Below are 15,201 nucleotides of genomic sequence, written 5' to 3'. Positions count from 1 at the left end.
GTTTAGTCGATATCGAGCATGCGCGACACGACCGCTGCGACCGCCCACGCCTGAGAGCGGGACAGCGTCTTGATGCGCATGACCGGCTGGCTGGTCCAGTGTCCGCCCTCGCCCGCTTCATGGAAGCTAACGAAGTCGACCTGCACGATCCAGCCTTCCGATGAGCCGCGCTCGACCGACAGACTCACGCGCCGCCGCCGCCCGCCGGCATCAGGCCAATTGGACGTTGGCTTGAGGCCGTAGACCGCTTCATTGGGATCTGCGAAATGGTTGGCCAGCGACACCCATTCGGGCTCGATCTCAGTCTTACGCAGGGCCAATTCGATCTGCTCGACAACCGCAGCGACGGTCCTGCCCACGGGGTCGAACGGACTGTTCACCCGCACGACCGGTAGATCCAGTACTTGGTGCATCGGAACTCCCAAAAAGCAAAAGGCCGCCCCGGTGTGGGGGCGGCCTTAGATGGTTTTGAAGACCCGCTCAAGCGGGCCTAAGTCAGTAGCGCGGAACGCGATGCAAGCGTGCGTGGCGACGTGCACGGTCAGCTTTCAGACCGCGATTGCTCATGTAGTTGCCATAGGCGCTCACTATCAACGCCATGGCCAATGCAAAAATTGCGAAACCCATAGTCACTCTCCGTTCATGGACTTCATACCTTGAACAAACAATATCACACAGGCAACGATCAGAAACGCGACGCTCAGGCTCGCATGGAGATTCCAGTCGTCCGTTGAGTGCCAGTAACCTATCGCGCCAACGAGCGATGCCGCCGACAGCGTGTGGGCAAACCTTCCAAACTGCTGACGCTGGTCCTTGGTCCAAGCGCGTGCCAGCAGCGTGGCGATAAACCCGGTCTCCACGAGCACGGTCTCCGGCACCTCGCCGGTCACCTGAAACGTACCGTCGAGTTGGGCCTCCAGTTCTACCTCCCCGCCATCGAACACCGCGAACGCGGTAGGCGGCGCTTCCGTGGCGTCGAGTTCCAGTAGGATCATGGCAAGACGCATCGAGGGGTGCACGATCTTCAGATCCGCGACATACGTCGCACGATCGCTAATCGACAGACCCGACGGATACTCGACAACGAGATCGACGATTTCCATTCGACCTCCTATCGCCGCTCGTGATCCAAACCGTCAGCGAGCCGCAGCCCGCTCAGGAATTCATCGTAGCCATCCTTCGACGCCAACTGGTCTAGCGAAACGGCGTTGTCGCCACCGCCGGAGAGATCCGAGCGGCCGCGCCGGGTGCGGAAGTCGACGGCAACCGCTCGCCGGCTCGGCGAGTCGGCCACCTCGAGCATCATCGCTGGCGTGCGCAACGTGACACGACAGCCACGGCCCCGTCGAGCCGGTTCCGCGACGATTTCATGGTCACTACGGCGCAGCCGGAGGTCGATCGCGACGCGCCGAAGCATTTGCGTCGCCTGGTGGGTCAGGGCGGCGTCCGACGCCGCGCCAGCACTACGCCGATCGGCGTAGAACATCTTCGGTACTTTCAACATCACAACCTCGAAAAGAAAAAAGCGAGGCCCCCTTTCGGAGTGCCTCGCTATGCATGGGAAAGCCGGCGATCGCCGGAACTGAAAATGGGCTCAGCGCGTGACGCGCAGCCCCGAATTGCTGCTGACCAGCATCACCCGGTCGCCCGTGGTGAAGCGCTGGTCGTCCGATTGCACGACGACCAGCACTCGGCCGGCGCCGGTACGGACAACGATCTCGACGCCTGCGTGACGCTGCAGGACCGCCGATACCTTCTGCGTGATAAACCCGGCGCCCGCGCCGGCGATGGCACCAGCGATATAGCGGCCATTACCGCCACCGATCGTGCGGGAGCCGAGGAAGGCGCTCACGCCTGCGCTGAGCAGCGACGACAGACCCGTGTTGTCGGATCCGCTGTCCATCGTGACGCCGCGGACGCTGATGACGGTGGCCTGTTCAATGGAGCCTGCGTGCTGGACGTCGTAGCGCTGGTAGATGTCCGGCGAACCGAAGTCAACCGACGCGCACGCGGTCAGGCAGGACAGAACCACGATTGAGATAAAGAGCTTGAACATGCGGGTTGCCTCTTGAAGGAAATGGCAACCGGCCCGATAGGGCAGTTGCCCTAGCGGGAGAAATGGGTAGGTGACAGCGCCTACCCGACTACATACGTGCGTTGGACCGCACGCTCACGAATTGCGGACCGGCGGGAACCGATCAGTGGAAGCGTCGACGATATTCGTCGAGCAACGGGACGAGGCGCTGGTAGCGCGCATTGGCTTCGTCATCCAGGTCGTTACGACCCACCTCTGCGAAGAAGCGGGGCCGTGCACCGATCGGATCAAATGCCGGGTTGTTCATGATCGCGCGAAACTCGTCAACGTCCTCCGCTTGCGCCGCGACTTCGATCGGGAGCATCTGGAAGGCGTTACGCGTGTTCACGTCGTTGCACGTGGGGTTCCAGCCATTCGTTTGGCCGCGTGCGGCAAGTTGGTAAGTGTTCAAGAAGGCTCCAAGTTGAGTGAGGGAGCCTGATCCTGACGGGATGGACTCCCGAACGGGTTGAAACGTAGGAACGTGCCGATTGAGTCGGTACGGTTAGGTCGATGCGCAAATGCGCGAGAAGTAGATCCAGTTTAGGGGCGTGGCCGTGCGCCGGTAAGCGAAATCATCGGGAAAACCGCCCCGCTTTCCTCTGGACGAAAAGAAAGCGCCTGCCCGATCCCTCGGGAGGCGCTGGTATCAGAACAATGCAGTCTGCCTAGAATAGCGTGCGATCGTGCATCCGAAGGTTGCGGGTTTCATGCGAAGCAAGATTCAGCGTCAAATATCCCGATGACGCACCACGCCGGTCGCTCTCGATTTTCGAAAAGCCGGTGGCAAGCGCACATTCAATGTGCTCCCCAACTTTGGTAATCGACCGGTCCGAGCGTCAGAACTGATGCCACTCACGCCGCGGGAAGCCGAAGTTCTTGAACTACTACGTCGGGGGCTCAGCAACTCCGAGATCGCTGCGCGACTCGGCATCGGTCTCGGCACGTCACGCCGCCACGTCAGCCGCGCGATGTTGAAAGCGGGCACCACTTCGACCGGTGTTCCGTTTCTTGGTGTCCCAGCACCGTCAGGCTGGATCGCGAGACTTGGACTCGCATCGCTCGGCCTGAGCCCAGCCGAGATTCGCGTTTTAGAACTGCTCTGCCTGGGCGGGAGCAGCAAATGCATCGCTCGAGTGATCGGCATAAGCCCACGGACTGTCGACAAGCATAGAGAGCGCCTACGTCAAAAAATGGGATTTAGCTCAACTCGTACCCTGGTCGCCTGGGTTGCATCTCAATACGCAAAATGTGGCATCGACTAGCCCAGCAATTCGATCCTAATCTGGCATCGCAGTACCGTCTGTTGTTTCAAAACGCCGACGGGAGATTTACATATTCATGAATTCCACCGGCGTTCCTAATTCAAACAAACCGGAGCAACAAATGAATACCACCGTGACAAGTAACCGTGAATCGATCAACGAGAAGATCGCCGCCCTCAAATACGATCCGAGGACCGTGATGGTTTTCAACGGGACGCGGATTGCCAACATCGATCACCCTGCAGAAGACCGCTTCGACGGATCCACCTATCTGGTCGTAACGCGCGAAAAATGCAGCTACGACGCGAATTTCGACATCGCCGTTCCGAGTGCCTACGACGACGTCACCTATCCGGGGGCGTTGCTCTTTGCCAGCAACGATCTGCTCGACGGCAAGCCACAGGAGCTCGCGTGCAAGAAAGCCCCGCTCAATTTCACCATCAACCTGCCGGGTACCAGCGACGGCTCGTTCACGACCGTGCCGACATATGCCAACGTACAGGCCGGGATCAACGCCGTCCTGGCGAAATGGTTTGGCAGTCACGGCGGCGAGTGGAGCCTGCCAGCAAACTTTCAGTACCGCAGCAGCCTCGTCTACGACGAGAACGAGCTCGCGCTCAAGTTCGGCTGCGACGTGACCTATCTGAAGCAGAAGATGGGGATCGACTTCTCTCGCAAGAGCGTCGAGAAGAAGTCGGTCTATCTCGTTCAGTTCAAGCAGATTTTCTACACGGTGTCCGTTGAACGGCCGCGTGCCCCCGCGGACGTCTTCGACGAGGAAACGTCGTGGGATGATCTGTCGCAGGCGGGTGTCAGTGCCACTCACCCGCCGTTGCTGGTCAAGAACGTGCAATATGGGCGCCAGATCTTTCTCAAGTTCGAGTCGTCATTGTCCTCGACTGAGCTCGAAGCGACGGTGAAGGCCAGCGTCACGGCCAACGGTGTTCAAACAGACACCCGCGGCTCCACGGAGTACAAAGCGAAGCTCAGCCAAATCAACGTGAGCCTCGTTGCGCTCGGCGGGTCGGAAGCAATCTACTCGGGCCTGAGTCTGGCGGGCGTGGAGGATGCACAAAAGATCAACAAGATCATCTTCGAGAATACGAAGCTTTCGCCGGCCAACCCGGCCGCGCCTCTGAACTACACCACCGTCTACCTGAAGGATGGCATGTCCGCCGGCGTGCATGGCAAGACCGAGTATGTCGCCGAGAAGACGGAGTGCTATTCCGGCGGGCAGATCAAATTCGAGCATACCGGTGGCTATGTCGCTCGCTTTACGGTGTCGTGGGACGAAATCAGCTACGACAACGGCTCCAAGGTCACCCGTCGGGTAACGTGGGACGGAAGCGGTCGTGACCGAACCGCACCCTTCGCAACGGAGATCCCGCTTCGCGGTAACGCGCGGATGATCGACATCAAGGCGGAGGGCTGTACGGGTCTCGCCTGGGAATGGTGGCGGACATCCGGGGACAAGCGCGGCATGCCTCTCGTGCCAAATCGGACTGTGAAGATCGGTGGCACGACGCTTAGCCAAACCTTCTCGATGCAGCCCGATGCATAGTGCCCTCCCCAAAGTCGGCATCTAGTTGGAATTGCCCCTGGCCGGCGCGAATCGGTACCGCGCCGCCGCCTTCTGATGGCTGAACACCCGCGACGGTGCCGCTTCTCATCAATCAAACCGATTTAAGGAGTTTTCCATGAGCACAACATTACTTTGCTGGTGTCGCGACGACGAAGAAGTAACCGAAGCAGCCAAGAAATTCAAGGCTGAACGTCGCTATAGCGGATGTCGCCGCGCAGCCCTCCAACAGGTCTTCGGGCCTTTGACCGGTGACGACATTCTGGTGGTCACCGCGCATGGCACGCCGCTGGTGTTTGGGGAAGAAGACGACTCATTCACCGACTTCACCGCCCAGCAATTTTCTGACGCGCTGATCAGAATGGTGCAAGGCGACTGGAAAGGAAAGCTCTACATGGACATATGCGATGGCTACAATTTCGCAAAGAATCTGCGAAAGAGTCTATCCGCGCGGTTTCCAATGCTTCAACTTTTCGGTTGCGATGGGCAGACCGACATGAGCGTCGATCTGACGAAACACAAGCAGGTCAGCTGACAAGATCGTCGCGAGGGACCGTCCCGGTCCCTTCCGACCATTCGAGACCGCTCGATGCCCTCATAGCCCTGCAGCTTTGGCGATATCGAGCGCACCCGCTATCGCGGAGATCCTCGGGCGGACACTATCTGTTGACACTGCCCGAGAATATGCCCATCGACGTGCTGGCTCGCGTTGTCCATCAGCGCTCGCACATCGCGCGTAACTGTCAGGACTCGAAGCAGAACTTCGGTCTGGGGCACTACGAAGGGCGCGGCTAGCGAGGGTTCATCATCACGCAAGCTTTAGTATCGTCGCTTACGGCTTCGTAATGACCGACCGCCTCATCGCCGAATAGTCCGGCCGCAGAAAAAAGCTTCGTCGCAAAATTACCTGCCGTTCCCGGCGTTTACGTCCCACGCGGCAGTCCTGCGCGCGCAGCGTTATGTGCGGACTTCGGTCAAAAACCTGCGTCATGCCGGAGCTATCATCTGCTCGCCCGTATGGAGTTATGCCCTTGTTGCGGGCGTGCCAGCGACGCGCCACTTTCGTGACGCAGTAAGACTAGATGTATCCTGCGCCCCGACTGAAATCGAGGTTGCCAGGTCCTTCGTAGATGATTTCGACGTCGATCGCAAGACACTTGCCGCCCGCGAAATCGAACCGATCTCCCGCTTTGATCACAGCGATTCGGTCCGCTGTCTTACCGTAGACGGCGCCCCCCCACCGTTCGCCTTTGGCCATGCTGAACCGTGGAAACTGAACTGAACGTTTGAACCGGATTACTGCATGCGGCAAGTCAGCATCGCGAACCGCTTTCGCTGTATCCCGAACATCCTTCATGTTTGCTCCAATGTTGCGCGCGCCGCCCCACCGGGCAGCCACCCGCTGGGTAAAAGAAAAGCCGCCTCGAAATGAGGCGGCCAAGTCAATCTGTTGCAGTCGGCTTCCGGCTCTTGCGAGCATTCGGCTTTTTCGGCGCGGGCGCGTCGTAGCCGAAGCGCGCCCACGCGGCAGGATCGATCGGTATCGGGCTTGTGCGCCCCGTCTCCAGGTTCACAAAGCTGCCGGAATACTTCAGCGATCCCGTCCGATACAGCGTCCAGAGCAGGTTGTAGGCCTGCACCGAGATCGCCTGATTGATGACCAGAGACTGCTTGCGCAGCGCATCGGCCATTGAGCAGGACGGTGTGTCGTCGCCCTTGTCATTCTTAGCGTTCAGCAGTTCCGGGAACAGATCGCCCACGTGGGGCAACCGGTCATGCCGGGCCTTGCCAAACTCCCCGAGAATGACCTGACCACGATCCGTCTCATTGCCGCAGTCGAGGTAGTAGTGACACTTCCCCCGCTTCGCTGCCTGCACAATGGCGTGCCGCGCGCGACGTGAGTCGACGCATCCCACCACGATGTCGGCGACGATCCGCACCGATGAATCGACGCGCCGCGGCTCCGCAACCCAGTTGGTCCCCATCAGGTTGTTGAGCCGATTCACGAGCAGCAGCGCCTTGTAATGCCCGACGTCATTGGGATAGAACCCCTGCCGCCCGACATTTGTCTCGCTGACGGTGTCGTCGTCGTACACCGTGCACTCGATCCCGCCAGGATGGCCGAGCTCGATCATGGCGTAATGCAACCGCGCGAGACTAGGAAGAAATGCGCTCCCGGTCCCGCCGGCTCCAACCACGACGACGCGCCACGGCCGGCGGATCATCTCGGCCAGAATACTGTGTGTGATCACCTCGCTCATCACATCACCTCCATCGTCCACGCGGCCGCCCACGACTCGGGCGCGCGCTCGAACTTCTCGAAGATCCCCTTCGCGCAAAGCCGCAGCGCGACGGACGGCGTACGATCGCAATGGCCCAGCACGAGCGCAAACTTCACGTCATGCTGGTCATCCTTGTTGTCCGTGCGCGAGAAGAACGCCGGGCCAGCGCCATGGGAATGGCAATCGACCACCAACCATTCGCCTTCTGCCAGTCGCGGCCGCTCATAGACCAGATGCCCTGGCCCGTGCGACAGCAAAGGTAACGCAACGATGCGGAAGGTAAAGGTCACGCTGTTCCAGACGATCCACGCACCGACCTCGTTCGGCAATGCCGCCCGAGCCATCGCATGAAACTCCGCGACGAGCGCGGCCGGAATCTGCCCGCACAAGAGCGCCGTCGTCTCTTCGACCTTCCCGTACGGGACAGCTGTCGAGACTTCGTACTGCGCGATGCGACGCACCACGTTCACCCAAGGACGCAGGACTTCGAGATAGACGCCATCCGATGCAATGAGCAGGCGCTCACCCCACCGCGTCATCGGCGCAACCGACTCCCGCGAGGGAACCATCACCGACGGGAACGACTGCTGGAGAACGGTATCGAGCGGATTCATGCGCCCCTCCCGATTTGGCCGTTCACCAGCTGCTCGACCGTCCGTTTCATCGGCACAAGCGCGTTTAGCGGAAACGTCTCGCCGAACTTGCCGTCGAGCATGTCGCGCCAGAATGCGTATTCGCCGTCCTTGTACTCGATCCGTTTGCCGCCGGCGTTCGGATGCGTGAACGCCGAGTCGAAGAAGCCGGCTTCCCAACCATCGATCGACGCGACATCAACCCGCTTCGGTACGCGTGCGCTGCCGATACAGATCGCGCCAACATCCCACGTGTTGAAGTAAGGCGGTTCGAACAACGGCGTCTCGCGAACGGGGCGAACACTGCCTGCCACCGCGAACACGCGGAAGCCCTGATTCGAGGCCTGGAACACCAGCCCCGGATGCGGCACCACAGCACTTCGCTTACCCAGGCTCTCGCATTCGAAGAACACTCGACGCATCGCTGGCGGACACCACCACGTGACTGCATCAGGCGAGACCCCGAGCACCGTTGCAGGCAAAAACTCCGCCCGCGGTGCGACGTGCTCCGCGAGCTGCTGAAGCGTTTGAACAAGCACCTTCCGGTCGAGCGGCCGACCGGCGCCAATGATGGGCCGACCGCTTTGGCGGTCAGCAATGACAGCGTGGGCTGTTGCAAAGTGCGCACCGTCCTTGCCGGTATAGAGCAACAACGCTTGCGACAACGCGACATCCGAACCGGTGCGACCGGCCGAGATACCAGACATATGAAAACTCCTTTAAGTGGGATGACTCACCAGCGCAAGAAGCCGGTCAAGGTGAGTGATAATTCGGAACGCCAGTGCCAGGTCGGCGTACTGGCGGCGGATAGCTTTCGGGGTCGACGCCAAACGGGAAAATCCGCTGTAGGTGGTCGCATCACCGGATTGGGCTTCATTGTCGAAATGGCAATCGAGAAGGTCACCGACAAACTGGTTGTCCTCGACGATCACCGAGCAAAGCGCGTAAGCCGGATTTGCGGCGTAGCTCACGTGAAACAGATTTCGTGTTCGGCTACGGCGCATGAGTGCCCGCAGCTTGAGCACCTCGGTGCAGACGCGCCGTGGCATACCCGTGTTGCAAGCGCGGAGCCGAAGTAGCTCCGGGCCCGTCAGGGCGCGTCGATTACGCCATCTACCGCCGCTAAACACACACGGATCGGCGTCGTCCGGACAAAGCTGTGGCCGAACAACCGACGGCAGATATGCAGAACGAGTTACGGTGTCGTCCTCGAAGCGTTCCTTCAGCGCTTCGTCCGCATCCTTGTCCGAAATGTTCGGATCGCCGTCCCAGTACCAGCACGAAAATTCGTACATGAACCAGTCTGGCGTCCGGATGAACATCGTCCGAGCTGATGCGCTGTACAACTCGGCCATCACCGTCCGGAAGAGCAACGGGTGGACCGACCGCAGTGTCTCGATCGCCCCTTCAAGCGAGTACACCCACTCATCTTCAAGGCCGAACCCGAAGAACAGCGGCGTCGGGTCGTCCCCGTTGTTCTCGTTACCGATGCAATCAAGAACATCACGAACCGCATGCGCATCGAACAGACGCGGCCTGAATCTGAGCCGGGAAAGAGGCCCATACTGGCGTTGCGCCCACGCATGAAACGCCTGCTGGAACGCGTCGCCTGCGTCGGCCGGATCATGAACGTCCCCTGCGCGCAGCGGCCCGTACTGGAAATGCTTCAGCACCAGCTCCGACAAGTGCACGTCTTCACGCCACTTCAACCGCACCGCCCCCGGCACCTCCGCCGAGAAGGACGGAAGCGTCAGAAGATCAGCGCCAGGTCGACGTCGGGCAGCGGCAGCGCGTGGCGGTTGCCAGGGCGCGGCTGAGCCAGCTGCGATGCTTGAATCAGGGAGTGCAGGATCGAAGAACATTTCCGCATTTCCTCGTCATATAAAAAAACCGGCCTTTCGGCCGGTTCCTGTTGGTTGAAGCCACCATCCGGATCGGACAGGGCTTTGAGCAGAGGGTCCTTACGCATGGGCGCCTTTGGCGCCAGCCGCGCGAACGAACGTGTAGGACATGACCTCGCCCTTGATTTGCGGGCCGTCGACGGCGGCCGTCGTCAGCTCCGGATACTGGGCGGTGTACAGATCCCGCACCTGATCGGGAGAGAACGCCACACCGGGATCCATCAAGGCCATGCCGTTGTAGAGGAATTCGCGAACGACCGCTGCGATGCTGATCGACATGAGATATCTCCTTAAATGAGCAAGGACGCGAGATCAGTGCCTGCCGGCTTCGACTCAGCCACGGAATCCTGCAGCACGGACGGTGCCGGCTGATCGCCGTCGTCGTCGTTGTCGTCGTCATTAGCACCGCCTGCTGCGCCGGCCGTCGGCACCTTCGAACCCTTGGTCAGGGCCTTCTGCGCCTTCGTCACCTCCGTAGCCTTCTGCTCGTCCAGGATCGCGTTCGTTGCCGCCACCTGCTCCTCGAGCGACTTGTGCGCCGTCGAGTAGGAGGTGACCGCCGCGGCGAACCCTTCGTCCAGCTCCGCAGCCGGCGCCTTCAGGATGAGCGGTTGACGCAGCGTGGCGTCCTTCCCGCCTTGCGGCGTCAGGAACACCACCACGTTGTCGCCGTCCATCGCGAGTGACAACGTCAACGTCCCAGCCGAACGAATCAGCGGTTCAAGTGCTTGAAACATGGAAATCTCCGGAAAATGAAAAAGCGCCGCACGATGGCGGCACAAATGAAGGACGGGAACGGCGCACGGCCGCCCCGCATGTCAGAACTTGAGGACCTTCGGAATCTTGCCGGCGTAGTCGAAACCGCTGACGTTAAGCAGCGCCTCGATTACTTCCGACTTCGACTTCGAAAACACCTTCTTGAAGTCGTCGCCCATCGCAATGCGCAGACCGATTTCGTCAGCCACGACCATCATCTCGGCCTTGGTCAACAGTTCGAGGAAGGTCTTGTCGAGCTTCCAATGCTTCGCCAGATCCAGTTTGTGTTGCTTGCAAAGCTGGGTCAGGTACAGCACGTCGAGACCTTCGATCGCGGAAAGCAGCATGCCGGTCACGAGATCCACCTGTTGCCGCTCGCTCGTCGCTTGCACCAGATCGATCGCCTTCGCGAGATCACCAGACTGCACCTTCTCCTCGGTCATCTTCTCGAACACGAGTCGGAAGGTGTCATCCTTGATCTGCCGGGCGTATCCGGCCAGGACGATCGCGATCAGGTACTGGCGTGCGAGCAAGCCGTTTGTCCCGATATCGCGGCGAAGTGCCTTGCGCCAGACGGCGACACGGTATTGCTTCACCTTGTCGGATTCCGCGACGACCGTGACGGCTGCCGGCTCGGACTTGGAGCCGCTCGCCTTCGCGGCGCCCTTCTCGGGCGCGGCTCCCGCTTTCGCGGTTGCCGCAGGCTGCTTCGCCGCCTTCGCCGCTTGAATCCGTGCCGCAACCTTCTTCATGTTGCACACGGTATCGAAGCATTGGCCGCGAAACACCTTGCCGATCGAATCCGGCAACGCGCTCACCGCGGCGCCATAGTTCTGGCACGAGTGACAAGCCTTCGCCTGGTCTTCGCCCACACCGTTGGGTCCATCGACCGCAATTTGCACGCGGGTGTGGTTGTCGCCGGGACGCACGATCCGAACGAGCGGAAACTCGTCGCGAACGCCGGTGGCGATCACTTCGAGTTGCTTCTCGGTCTTTTCGTTGTAGCAGCCGCGGTTGGTGCAGTTGCCGTCCGCGATCGACTCGCCAAACAGTGCAGACTGCGTGGACGAGTTGTGCGGGCAGCTGGTGCACTGTTCCTTGTCGAAGATCGCCGCGTTCAGCGAGCACGACACGGACTCGACCAGCTTCTTCACGTCGGCGACCGTCCGCTTCTCATCGACAATGACGGGCAACACCTTGTCCTGATTTTCTTTCGAAATGGCCGCGAGCAGCTCGGCGTGGCCGAGATTGATCTTCCGCGTATTGAGCGCTTCCAACACGCTCGCGCTGCAGTTCATGAGCGCGAGCCGGCTGTTGAGCGTCGGAAGGCTCCAGCCGATGCGACGGGCGGCGTCTTCCCGGTCGCCCTTGCAGCGGCCTACCATCTTGGCCGCGGCGACCGCCTCTTCGCCAGGTGACATGTCCGCACGCTGGATGTTTTCCACCAGCGCGATTTCCTCGGCCTCGATCTCGTCGACGTACTTGATCGACACCGGCATGTCATAGGTCTCGCCGTGAACGTCCATCGCGGCCTTGTACCTGCGTCCGCCGGCGATCAGCTGAAACGTATCGTCGTCGAGCGGACGCACGAGCACGGGTGTATCGACGCCGCGCGCGCGGATGGACGCTCGCATCTCGTCCATCTCGGCGTCATCGAAGTAGGTTCGAGGGTTCGGACCGAGGACGATGCGACCGAGGGGAACGGTGGGTTGTTGAAGGTTGGCGTGTTGCATGACAGGTTCTCCAGAGTGGGAACCTGCCCCCCGTCGGGAGTGGTTCCCGATGGGGTTGATAGGCAATGGATTGCCGGCGGAGCCGGCGGGGTCGATGCGTCAGTGACGCGATAGATGGGACAACGATACCGCGCGAAATTTCAGCCGGAGACGAGAAAGCCCGGAGGTTCGGCTCAGCTTTCAAAAAAAATGCCCGATCACGAGGATCGGGCTGGGTTCAAGAGATAGCCGCTAGAACAACGTCATCTGGTCGATCGCTGCAAAGATCGCGGCGGGACTCGTCAGCTCGACAGCGTCCTCGAACAGGTCGAAGATCGTTCCCCGGTCGTCCGGCCGTGCTGAGATCACTTCCGGCTCGGCGATGGCGACATCACCGTCTTCGTCATCGACCAGAGGCGTCGAGACGGACGACTCGATCGTGTCGATAGCCTCCGGCTCAGGCTCGGGCACGCCGTCGGCGGGCGGGGTGCCCCCCATCTCCGCCCCGACGGCACGCGCCGCTTCGGCCAGCTCGCGCTCGCGTCGACGCAGTTTCCATCGCCAGCCGCCCATGACGTGAGCTGGCGTATACCAGACGCCCCATACCTCGCCAGTGAGCGTGTTTCCGTGCACGACGATCGCGGGGATATGCAGCAACGACAGCTGCAGATAGGCCATGTGTACGCAGACCGGGTCGATGTCGACGCAGGTCGCATGCATCGTCTGCTGATAGTTGTGACCAGCGGCCGCCAGCGACTCGGCCGTCGCGATGACCATGCCGCCGGCACCACACGCCGGCTCCTGCATCCGCAGGAATCCGTGCTGCCGGACGTGCGGCTGACCGTCGCCGGTCGTCATCATCGCCATCAGGCGCGACACGTGGTACGGGGTGAAGAACTGCCCTGCCCGGGCATTCCCCAGCTCCAGCATCATGTAGGTCTCGCCGAGCACGTCGGTCATACCTTCAAAGACAGGTATCTCGTCCGTCCCGGCTTTCTCCGACACCTGCATCCGATGCTCGAATGACAGCGTCAGCGCACCGAGCATGCGGGGAAACCGCTCGACGTCTTCGCGCTTGTACTTCCCGACGATTTCCAGGTAACGCTTCTCGCGCGCCTCAAACTGCGTGCGATCGACGCTGTTGCTGATCGACAGCGCGGCCAACTCGACGAAGTCGGCAAACACCGTATGCGTGTGCTGGCCGTACGAGAAAGCCTTAATCATTTGCACAAACTCGCGCTGATACGGGTCCGCGGTCTGGTCGTGCTTGCGTTCTGCGCTCTTGCGGCTCATGCGAGCACCTCGCGGGCGCAGATATACAGATGGGACATGGTGCTCTCCAGGATCAACGGGAGTGCACGCCCGACGGGAGTGGTCCCGTCTGGGTGATATGGAAGGCCGCCGGCGGCGGACTTTGGTCGATGCGTCAATGACGCGGTAGGTGGATGGATCGTATCGCGTGGTCGCCCGCCACTGGCCGGGCAATGGGCGGGATATCACATGGGCTTTTGCCAGCCGCGCGTAGGGGAACGCGAGCAAGATACTCACAATTTCCCTGAACAACGTTGTGGAAAAGTCCCGGAAGACCGCACCGGGCGTGACGGAGAGCCCCCTGCACACTTTTTAGGCAAGACGCCATCCAGCTCAACCGGTTGAGGGGGCAAACCCAGAAAGCTCGAGAAAAACGTATAGCTTTCGCAGCTTCGACGCCCTCCTATGACGGTTCCGAGAAAGCTGACCGAATTGACGTGTCTTTCCGACTGAGCACGTGGTGGCCACTGGCCACAATCGAACTGGCGGGCTGTTGGCCCAGCGTCTCGTTCTCAGGAGCAGCCACGTTCCGTTCGATGTCGCATAGCAGGTCAACTGCGCGGTCGACGGCACGATGCAGGAGTGCAACCGCTAGACACGCAAAGACACCACATTCCTAAGCCCGGCTGGTCCTCACGCCAACCGGCTTGCCTTTGGGAACTTCCAATCCGAGCCCAAAACCTTCATGCAACGTCTTGTTCCAATCACGATCATCGTCATGCTAATCGTTGACCTTCTGATGGTCTTCACTCGGCTCAGCCCCCACACCAGGATGATCTGCGGACGCGCATTGGCAGGATTGTTCGCCTGCGGGTGGGGGATCGGGGAAATTCTTCGACTCATTGGACATTGGCGCGACCAACGCGACGCCAACGAGAAAATGCTGATGGAGCAGCGTTTCCCTTTTTGCCACGTCACCCGCCTGTCGAGCGGCCAATGGTTTCTGACCGAGAAGGCGACCGGTCGCGAATACAACCCGTCCGAGCCGGCCAAGCGCAATGCGCGATGACCGATTGAACTGGAGCTAAAAAAGAACCCCGCCTTGGATACCAAGTGCGGGGCGAGGTGGAGTACAACGAGGAGAAAAAATCCAATTTTCCAACCGGGTTTACGGCCCGGTATCCGGGACCTTGAGCATGCGGAACCACCGCGCGTCGCCCCGTCATTGTTCTGCCTAGGCCGCGAGCCGCTCCTGCTCACTCGGCGCCCCGGACGATTTTCGCCAATATGCATTCACCTGCGCAACGATCCGGGCCACCGTCGCGCGCGGCGCCCGTCTCAGCTGCCGATCGTAGAGCGCCAGCAACCCACCGATCGCGCCTGCCGAGGAACCCGGTGTCACCGCACCTCGTCCTGCGATCACCGCATCCGAGTCGATTTCGTTGATCGCGTCCTGCGCGCCCGCTAACGTCGCCCGACTCTCGCTTTCATCACCTACCCCCGCCTCCAACAGGAAATACGCCGCGACAAGCGCATTGGTCAGCAAGGCCAGCGTATGGCGACCTCCCTGACCGGCCCGGAGCGTGCTCAGCGCGAGATAGCACTCGAGTGCGATCCCGTCACGATCCGCGGCAGGGATGGGCAACAGATCGGACTTGGATCGAATCGCGGACTTCGGCGGCTTCATGTAGGAGGCTCAAGCGGTTGTAATGTCCAGTGATTACGGCATCGCGGAGCGCCCCCTTTAGG

Annotated in this window: 21 protein-coding genes; 4 read left to right on the top strand and 17 right to left on the bottom strand. The window is 60.7% G+C overall.

What is annotated here, in order from left to right; genetic code table 11:
- Positions 1-2 precede the first annotated feature (2 nt).
- The 6 genes from U5A56_RS23050 to U5A56_RS23025 form a co-directional block, all read right to left on the bottom strand.
- The gene (locus U5A56_RS23050; protein ID WP_257774560.1) at positions 3-413 is read right to left on the bottom strand and encodes a hypothetical protein; all 411 of its coding nucleotides are present in this window, start codon (positions 411-413) and stop codon (positions 3-5) included.
- A gap of 82 nt (positions 414-495) precedes the next feature.
- Positions 496-627 (bottom strand): hypothetical protein, encoded by a 132-nt coding sequence (locus U5A56_RS23045; RefSeq protein WP_257774561.1) that lies wholly within the window; start codon positions 625-627, stop codon positions 496-498.
- A 2-nt stretch (positions 628-629) separates the two neighbouring features.
- Entirely contained in the window at positions 630-1,103 is a 474-nt protein-coding gene (locus U5A56_RS23040) for a hypothetical protein (protein ID WP_257774562.1), read from the bottom strand.
- Between the two features lie 8 nt (positions 1,104-1,111).
- Positions 1,112-1,504, bottom strand: a complete 393-nt coding sequence (locus U5A56_RS23035; RefSeq protein ID WP_257774563.1) for a hypothetical protein — start codon at positions 1,502-1,504, stop codon at positions 1,112-1,114.
- A gap of 90 nt (positions 1,505-1,594) precedes the next feature.
- Entirely contained in the window at positions 1,595-2,056 is a 462-nt protein-coding gene (locus tag U5A56_RS23030; protein ID WP_257774564.1) for a hypothetical protein, read from the bottom strand.
- 142 nt (positions 2,057-2,198) lie between these two features.
- The gene (locus U5A56_RS23025; protein ID WP_257774565.1) at positions 2,199-2,486 is read right to left on the bottom strand and encodes a hypothetical protein; all 288 of its coding nucleotides are present in this window, start codon (positions 2,484-2,486) and stop codon (positions 2,199-2,201) included.
- 436 nt (positions 2,487-2,922) lie between these two features.
- On the opposite strand from U5A56_RS23025, the gene U5A56_RS23020 reads away from it, so the two are divergent.
- From U5A56_RS23020 to U5A56_RS23010, 3 genes are all read left to right on the top strand, one after another.
- Positions 2,923-3,339: a LuxR family transcriptional regulator gene (locus U5A56_RS23020; RefSeq protein ID WP_257774566.1), complete on the top strand. Its 417-nt coding sequence runs from the start codon at positions 2,923-2,925 to the stop codon at positions 3,337-3,339.
- 121 nt (positions 3,340-3,460) lie between these two features.
- Positions 3,461-4,900 (top strand): thiol-activated cytolysin family protein, encoded by a 1,440-nt coding sequence (locus U5A56_RS23015; RefSeq protein WP_257774567.1) that lies wholly within the window; start codon positions 3,461-3,463, stop codon positions 4,898-4,900.
- A 136-nt stretch (positions 4,901-5,036) separates the two neighbouring features.
- Entirely contained in the window at positions 5,037-5,453 is a 417-nt protein-coding gene (locus U5A56_RS23010; RefSeq protein WP_257774568.1) for a hypothetical protein, read from the top strand.
- Between the two features lie 543 nt (positions 5,454-5,996).
- Here U5A56_RS23010 and U5A56_RS23005 read toward each other — a convergent pair.
- From U5A56_RS23005 to U5A56_RS22960, 10 genes are all read right to left on the bottom strand, one after another.
- Positions 5,997-6,275 (bottom strand): hypothetical protein, encoded by a 279-nt coding sequence (locus tag U5A56_RS23005; RefSeq protein ID WP_257774569.1) that lies wholly within the window; start codon positions 6,273-6,275, stop codon positions 5,997-5,999.
- An 85-nt stretch (positions 6,276-6,360) separates the two neighbouring features.
- A complete protein-coding gene (locus tag U5A56_RS23000; protein ID WP_257774570.1) occupies positions 6,361-7,179 on the bottom strand; it encodes a PRTRC system ThiF family protein in 819 nt (272 codons plus the stop codon).
- Positions 7,179-7,814, bottom strand: a complete 636-nt coding sequence (locus U5A56_RS22995) for a PRTRC system protein A (protein WP_257774571.1) — start codon at positions 7,812-7,814, stop codon at positions 7,179-7,181. The genes U5A56_RS23000 and U5A56_RS22995 overlap by 1 nt, the downstream gene beginning before the upstream one ends.
- Positions 7,811-8,539: a PRTRC system protein B gene (locus tag U5A56_RS22990; protein WP_257774572.1), complete on the bottom strand. Its 729-nt coding sequence runs from the start codon at positions 8,537-8,539 to the stop codon at positions 7,811-7,813. The genes U5A56_RS22995 and U5A56_RS22990 overlap by 4 nt, the downstream gene beginning before the upstream one ends.
- A gap of 12 nt (positions 8,540-8,551) precedes the next feature.
- Positions 8,552-9,661, bottom strand: coding sequence for a PRTRC system protein F (locus U5A56_RS22985; RefSeq protein WP_257774587.1), 1,110 nt, complete (start codon positions 9,659-9,661; stop codon positions 8,552-8,554).
- On the bottom strand, positions 9,583-9,801 hold the full coding sequence (locus tag U5A56_RS22980; protein WP_257774573.1) for a hypothetical protein: 219 nt from the start codon (positions 9,799-9,801) through the stop codon (positions 9,583-9,585). Before U5A56_RS22980 ends, U5A56_RS22985 begins: the two co-directional genes overlap by 79 nt.
- Positions 9,794-10,012: a PRTRC system protein C gene (locus U5A56_RS22975; RefSeq protein WP_226117973.1), complete on the bottom strand. Its 219-nt coding sequence runs from the start codon at positions 10,010-10,012 to the stop codon at positions 9,794-9,796. The genes U5A56_RS22980 and U5A56_RS22975 overlap by 8 nt, the downstream gene beginning before the upstream one ends.
- 11 nt (positions 10,013-10,023) lie before the next feature.
- Positions 10,024-10,470: a PRTRC system protein E gene (locus U5A56_RS22970; RefSeq protein ID WP_257774574.1), complete on the bottom strand. Its 447-nt coding sequence runs from the start codon at positions 10,468-10,470 to the stop codon at positions 10,024-10,026.
- A gap of 81 nt (positions 10,471-10,551) precedes the next feature.
- A complete protein-coding gene (locus tag U5A56_RS22965) occupies positions 10,552-12,222 on the bottom strand; it encodes a PRTRC system ParB family protein (RefSeq protein ID WP_257774575.1) in 1,671 nt (556 codons plus the stop codon).
- 231 nt (positions 12,223-12,453) lie between these two features.
- Positions 12,454-13,494, bottom strand: a complete 1,041-nt coding sequence (locus U5A56_RS22960) for an N-6 DNA methylase (RefSeq protein WP_257774576.1) — start codon at positions 13,492-13,494, stop codon at positions 12,454-12,456.
- A 703-nt stretch (positions 13,495-14,197) separates the two neighbouring features.
- Here U5A56_RS22960 and U5A56_RS22955 point away from each other — a divergent pair.
- Positions 14,198-14,521 (top strand): hypothetical protein, encoded by a 324-nt coding sequence (locus U5A56_RS22955; RefSeq protein WP_257774577.1) that lies wholly within the window; start codon positions 14,198-14,200, stop codon positions 14,519-14,521.
- Positions 14,522-14,686: 165 nt separating this feature from the next.
- Here U5A56_RS22955 and U5A56_RS22950 read toward each other — a convergent pair whose 3' ends face one another.
- Positions 14,687-15,139 carry a hypothetical protein gene (locus U5A56_RS22950; RefSeq protein WP_321924736.1) on the bottom strand — a complete coding sequence of 151 codons (453 nt, stop codon included), beginning with the start codon at positions 15,137-15,139 and terminating at the stop codon, positions 14,687-14,689.
- Positions 15,140-15,201: the final 62 nt, after the last annotated feature.

The organism is Burkholderia sp. BCC1998 (assembly GCF_905339875.1).
Classification (GTDB): Bacteria; Pseudomonadota; Gammaproteobacteria; order Burkholderiales; family Burkholderiaceae; genus Burkholderia.
Note: the sequence above shows the minus strand (reverse complement) of the source record. Positions and strands in the feature narration are given on the sequence as shown.

Bases quoted from the DNA above. Each gene is read 5' to 3' on its own strand.
- U5A56_RS23040 (WP_257774562.1), bottom strand. From the start codon at position 1,103: ATGGAAATCGTCGATCTCGTTGTCGAGTATCCGTCGGGTCTGTCGATT.
- U5A56_RS22965 (WP_257774575.1), bottom strand. From the start codon at position 12,222: ATGCAACACGCCAACCTTCAACAACCCACCGTTCCCCTCGGTCGCATC.
- U5A56_RS23010 (WP_257774568.1), top strand. From the start codon at position 5,037: ATGAGCACAACATTACTTTGCTGGTGTCGCGACGACGAAGAAGTAACC.
- U5A56_RS22950 (WP_321924736.1), bottom strand. From the start codon at position 15,139: ATGAAGCCGCCGAAGTCCGCGATTCGATCCAAGTCCGATCTGTTGCCC.
- U5A56_RS22960 (WP_257774576.1), bottom strand. From the start codon at position 13,494: ATGAGCCGCAAGAGCGCAGAACGCAAGCACGACCAGACCGCGGACCCG.
- U5A56_RS22975 (WP_226117973.1), bottom strand. From the start codon at position 10,012: ATGTCGATCAGCATCGCAGCGGTCGTTCGCGAATTCCTCTACAACGGC.
- U5A56_RS23020 (WP_257774566.1), top strand. From the start codon at position 2,923: ATGCCACTCACGCCGCGGGAAGCCGAAGTTCTTGAACTACTACGTCGG.
- U5A56_RS23035 (WP_257774563.1), bottom strand. From the start codon at position 1,504: ATGTTGAAAGTACCGAAGATGTTCTACGCCGATCGGCGTAGTGCTGGC.
- U5A56_RS22980 (WP_257774573.1), bottom strand. From the start codon at position 9,801: ATGCGTAAGGACCCTCTGCTCAAAGCCCTGTCCGATCCGGATGGTGGC.
- U5A56_RS23050 (WP_257774560.1), bottom strand. From the start codon at position 413: ATGCACCAAGTACTGGATCTACCGGTCGTGCGGGTGAACAGTCCGTTC.
- U5A56_RS22955 (WP_257774577.1), top strand. From the start codon at position 14,198: ATGCAACGTCTTGTTCCAATCACGATCATCGTCATGCTAATCGTTGAC.
- U5A56_RS23015 (WP_257774567.1), top strand. From the start codon at position 3,461: ATGAATACCACCGTGACAAGTAACCGTGAATCGATCAACGAGAAGATC.
- U5A56_RS23045 (WP_257774561.1), bottom strand. From the start codon at position 627: ATGGGTTTCGCAATTTTTGCATTGGCCATGGCGTTGATAGTGAGCGCC.
- U5A56_RS23030 (WP_257774564.1), bottom strand. From the start codon at position 2,056: ATGTTCAAGCTCTTTATCTCAATCGTGGTTCTGTCCTGCCTGACCGCG.
- U5A56_RS22970 (WP_257774574.1), bottom strand. From the start codon at position 10,470: ATGTTTCAAGCACTTGAACCGCTGATTCGTTCGGCTGGGACGTTGACG.
- U5A56_RS22995 (WP_257774571.1), bottom strand. From the start codon at position 7,814: ATGAATCCGCTCGATACCGTTCTCCAGCAGTCGTTCCCGTCGGTGATG.
- U5A56_RS23000 (WP_257774570.1), bottom strand. From the start codon at position 7,179: ATGAGCGAGGTGATCACACACAGTATTCTGGCCGAGATGATCCGCCGG.
- U5A56_RS23005 (WP_257774569.1), bottom strand. From the start codon at position 6,275: ATGAAGGATGTTCGGGATACAGCGAAAGCGGTTCGCGATGCTGACTTG.
- U5A56_RS22990 (WP_257774572.1), bottom strand. From the start codon at position 8,539: ATGTCTGGTATCTCGGCCGGTCGCACCGGTTCGGATGTCGCGTTGTCG.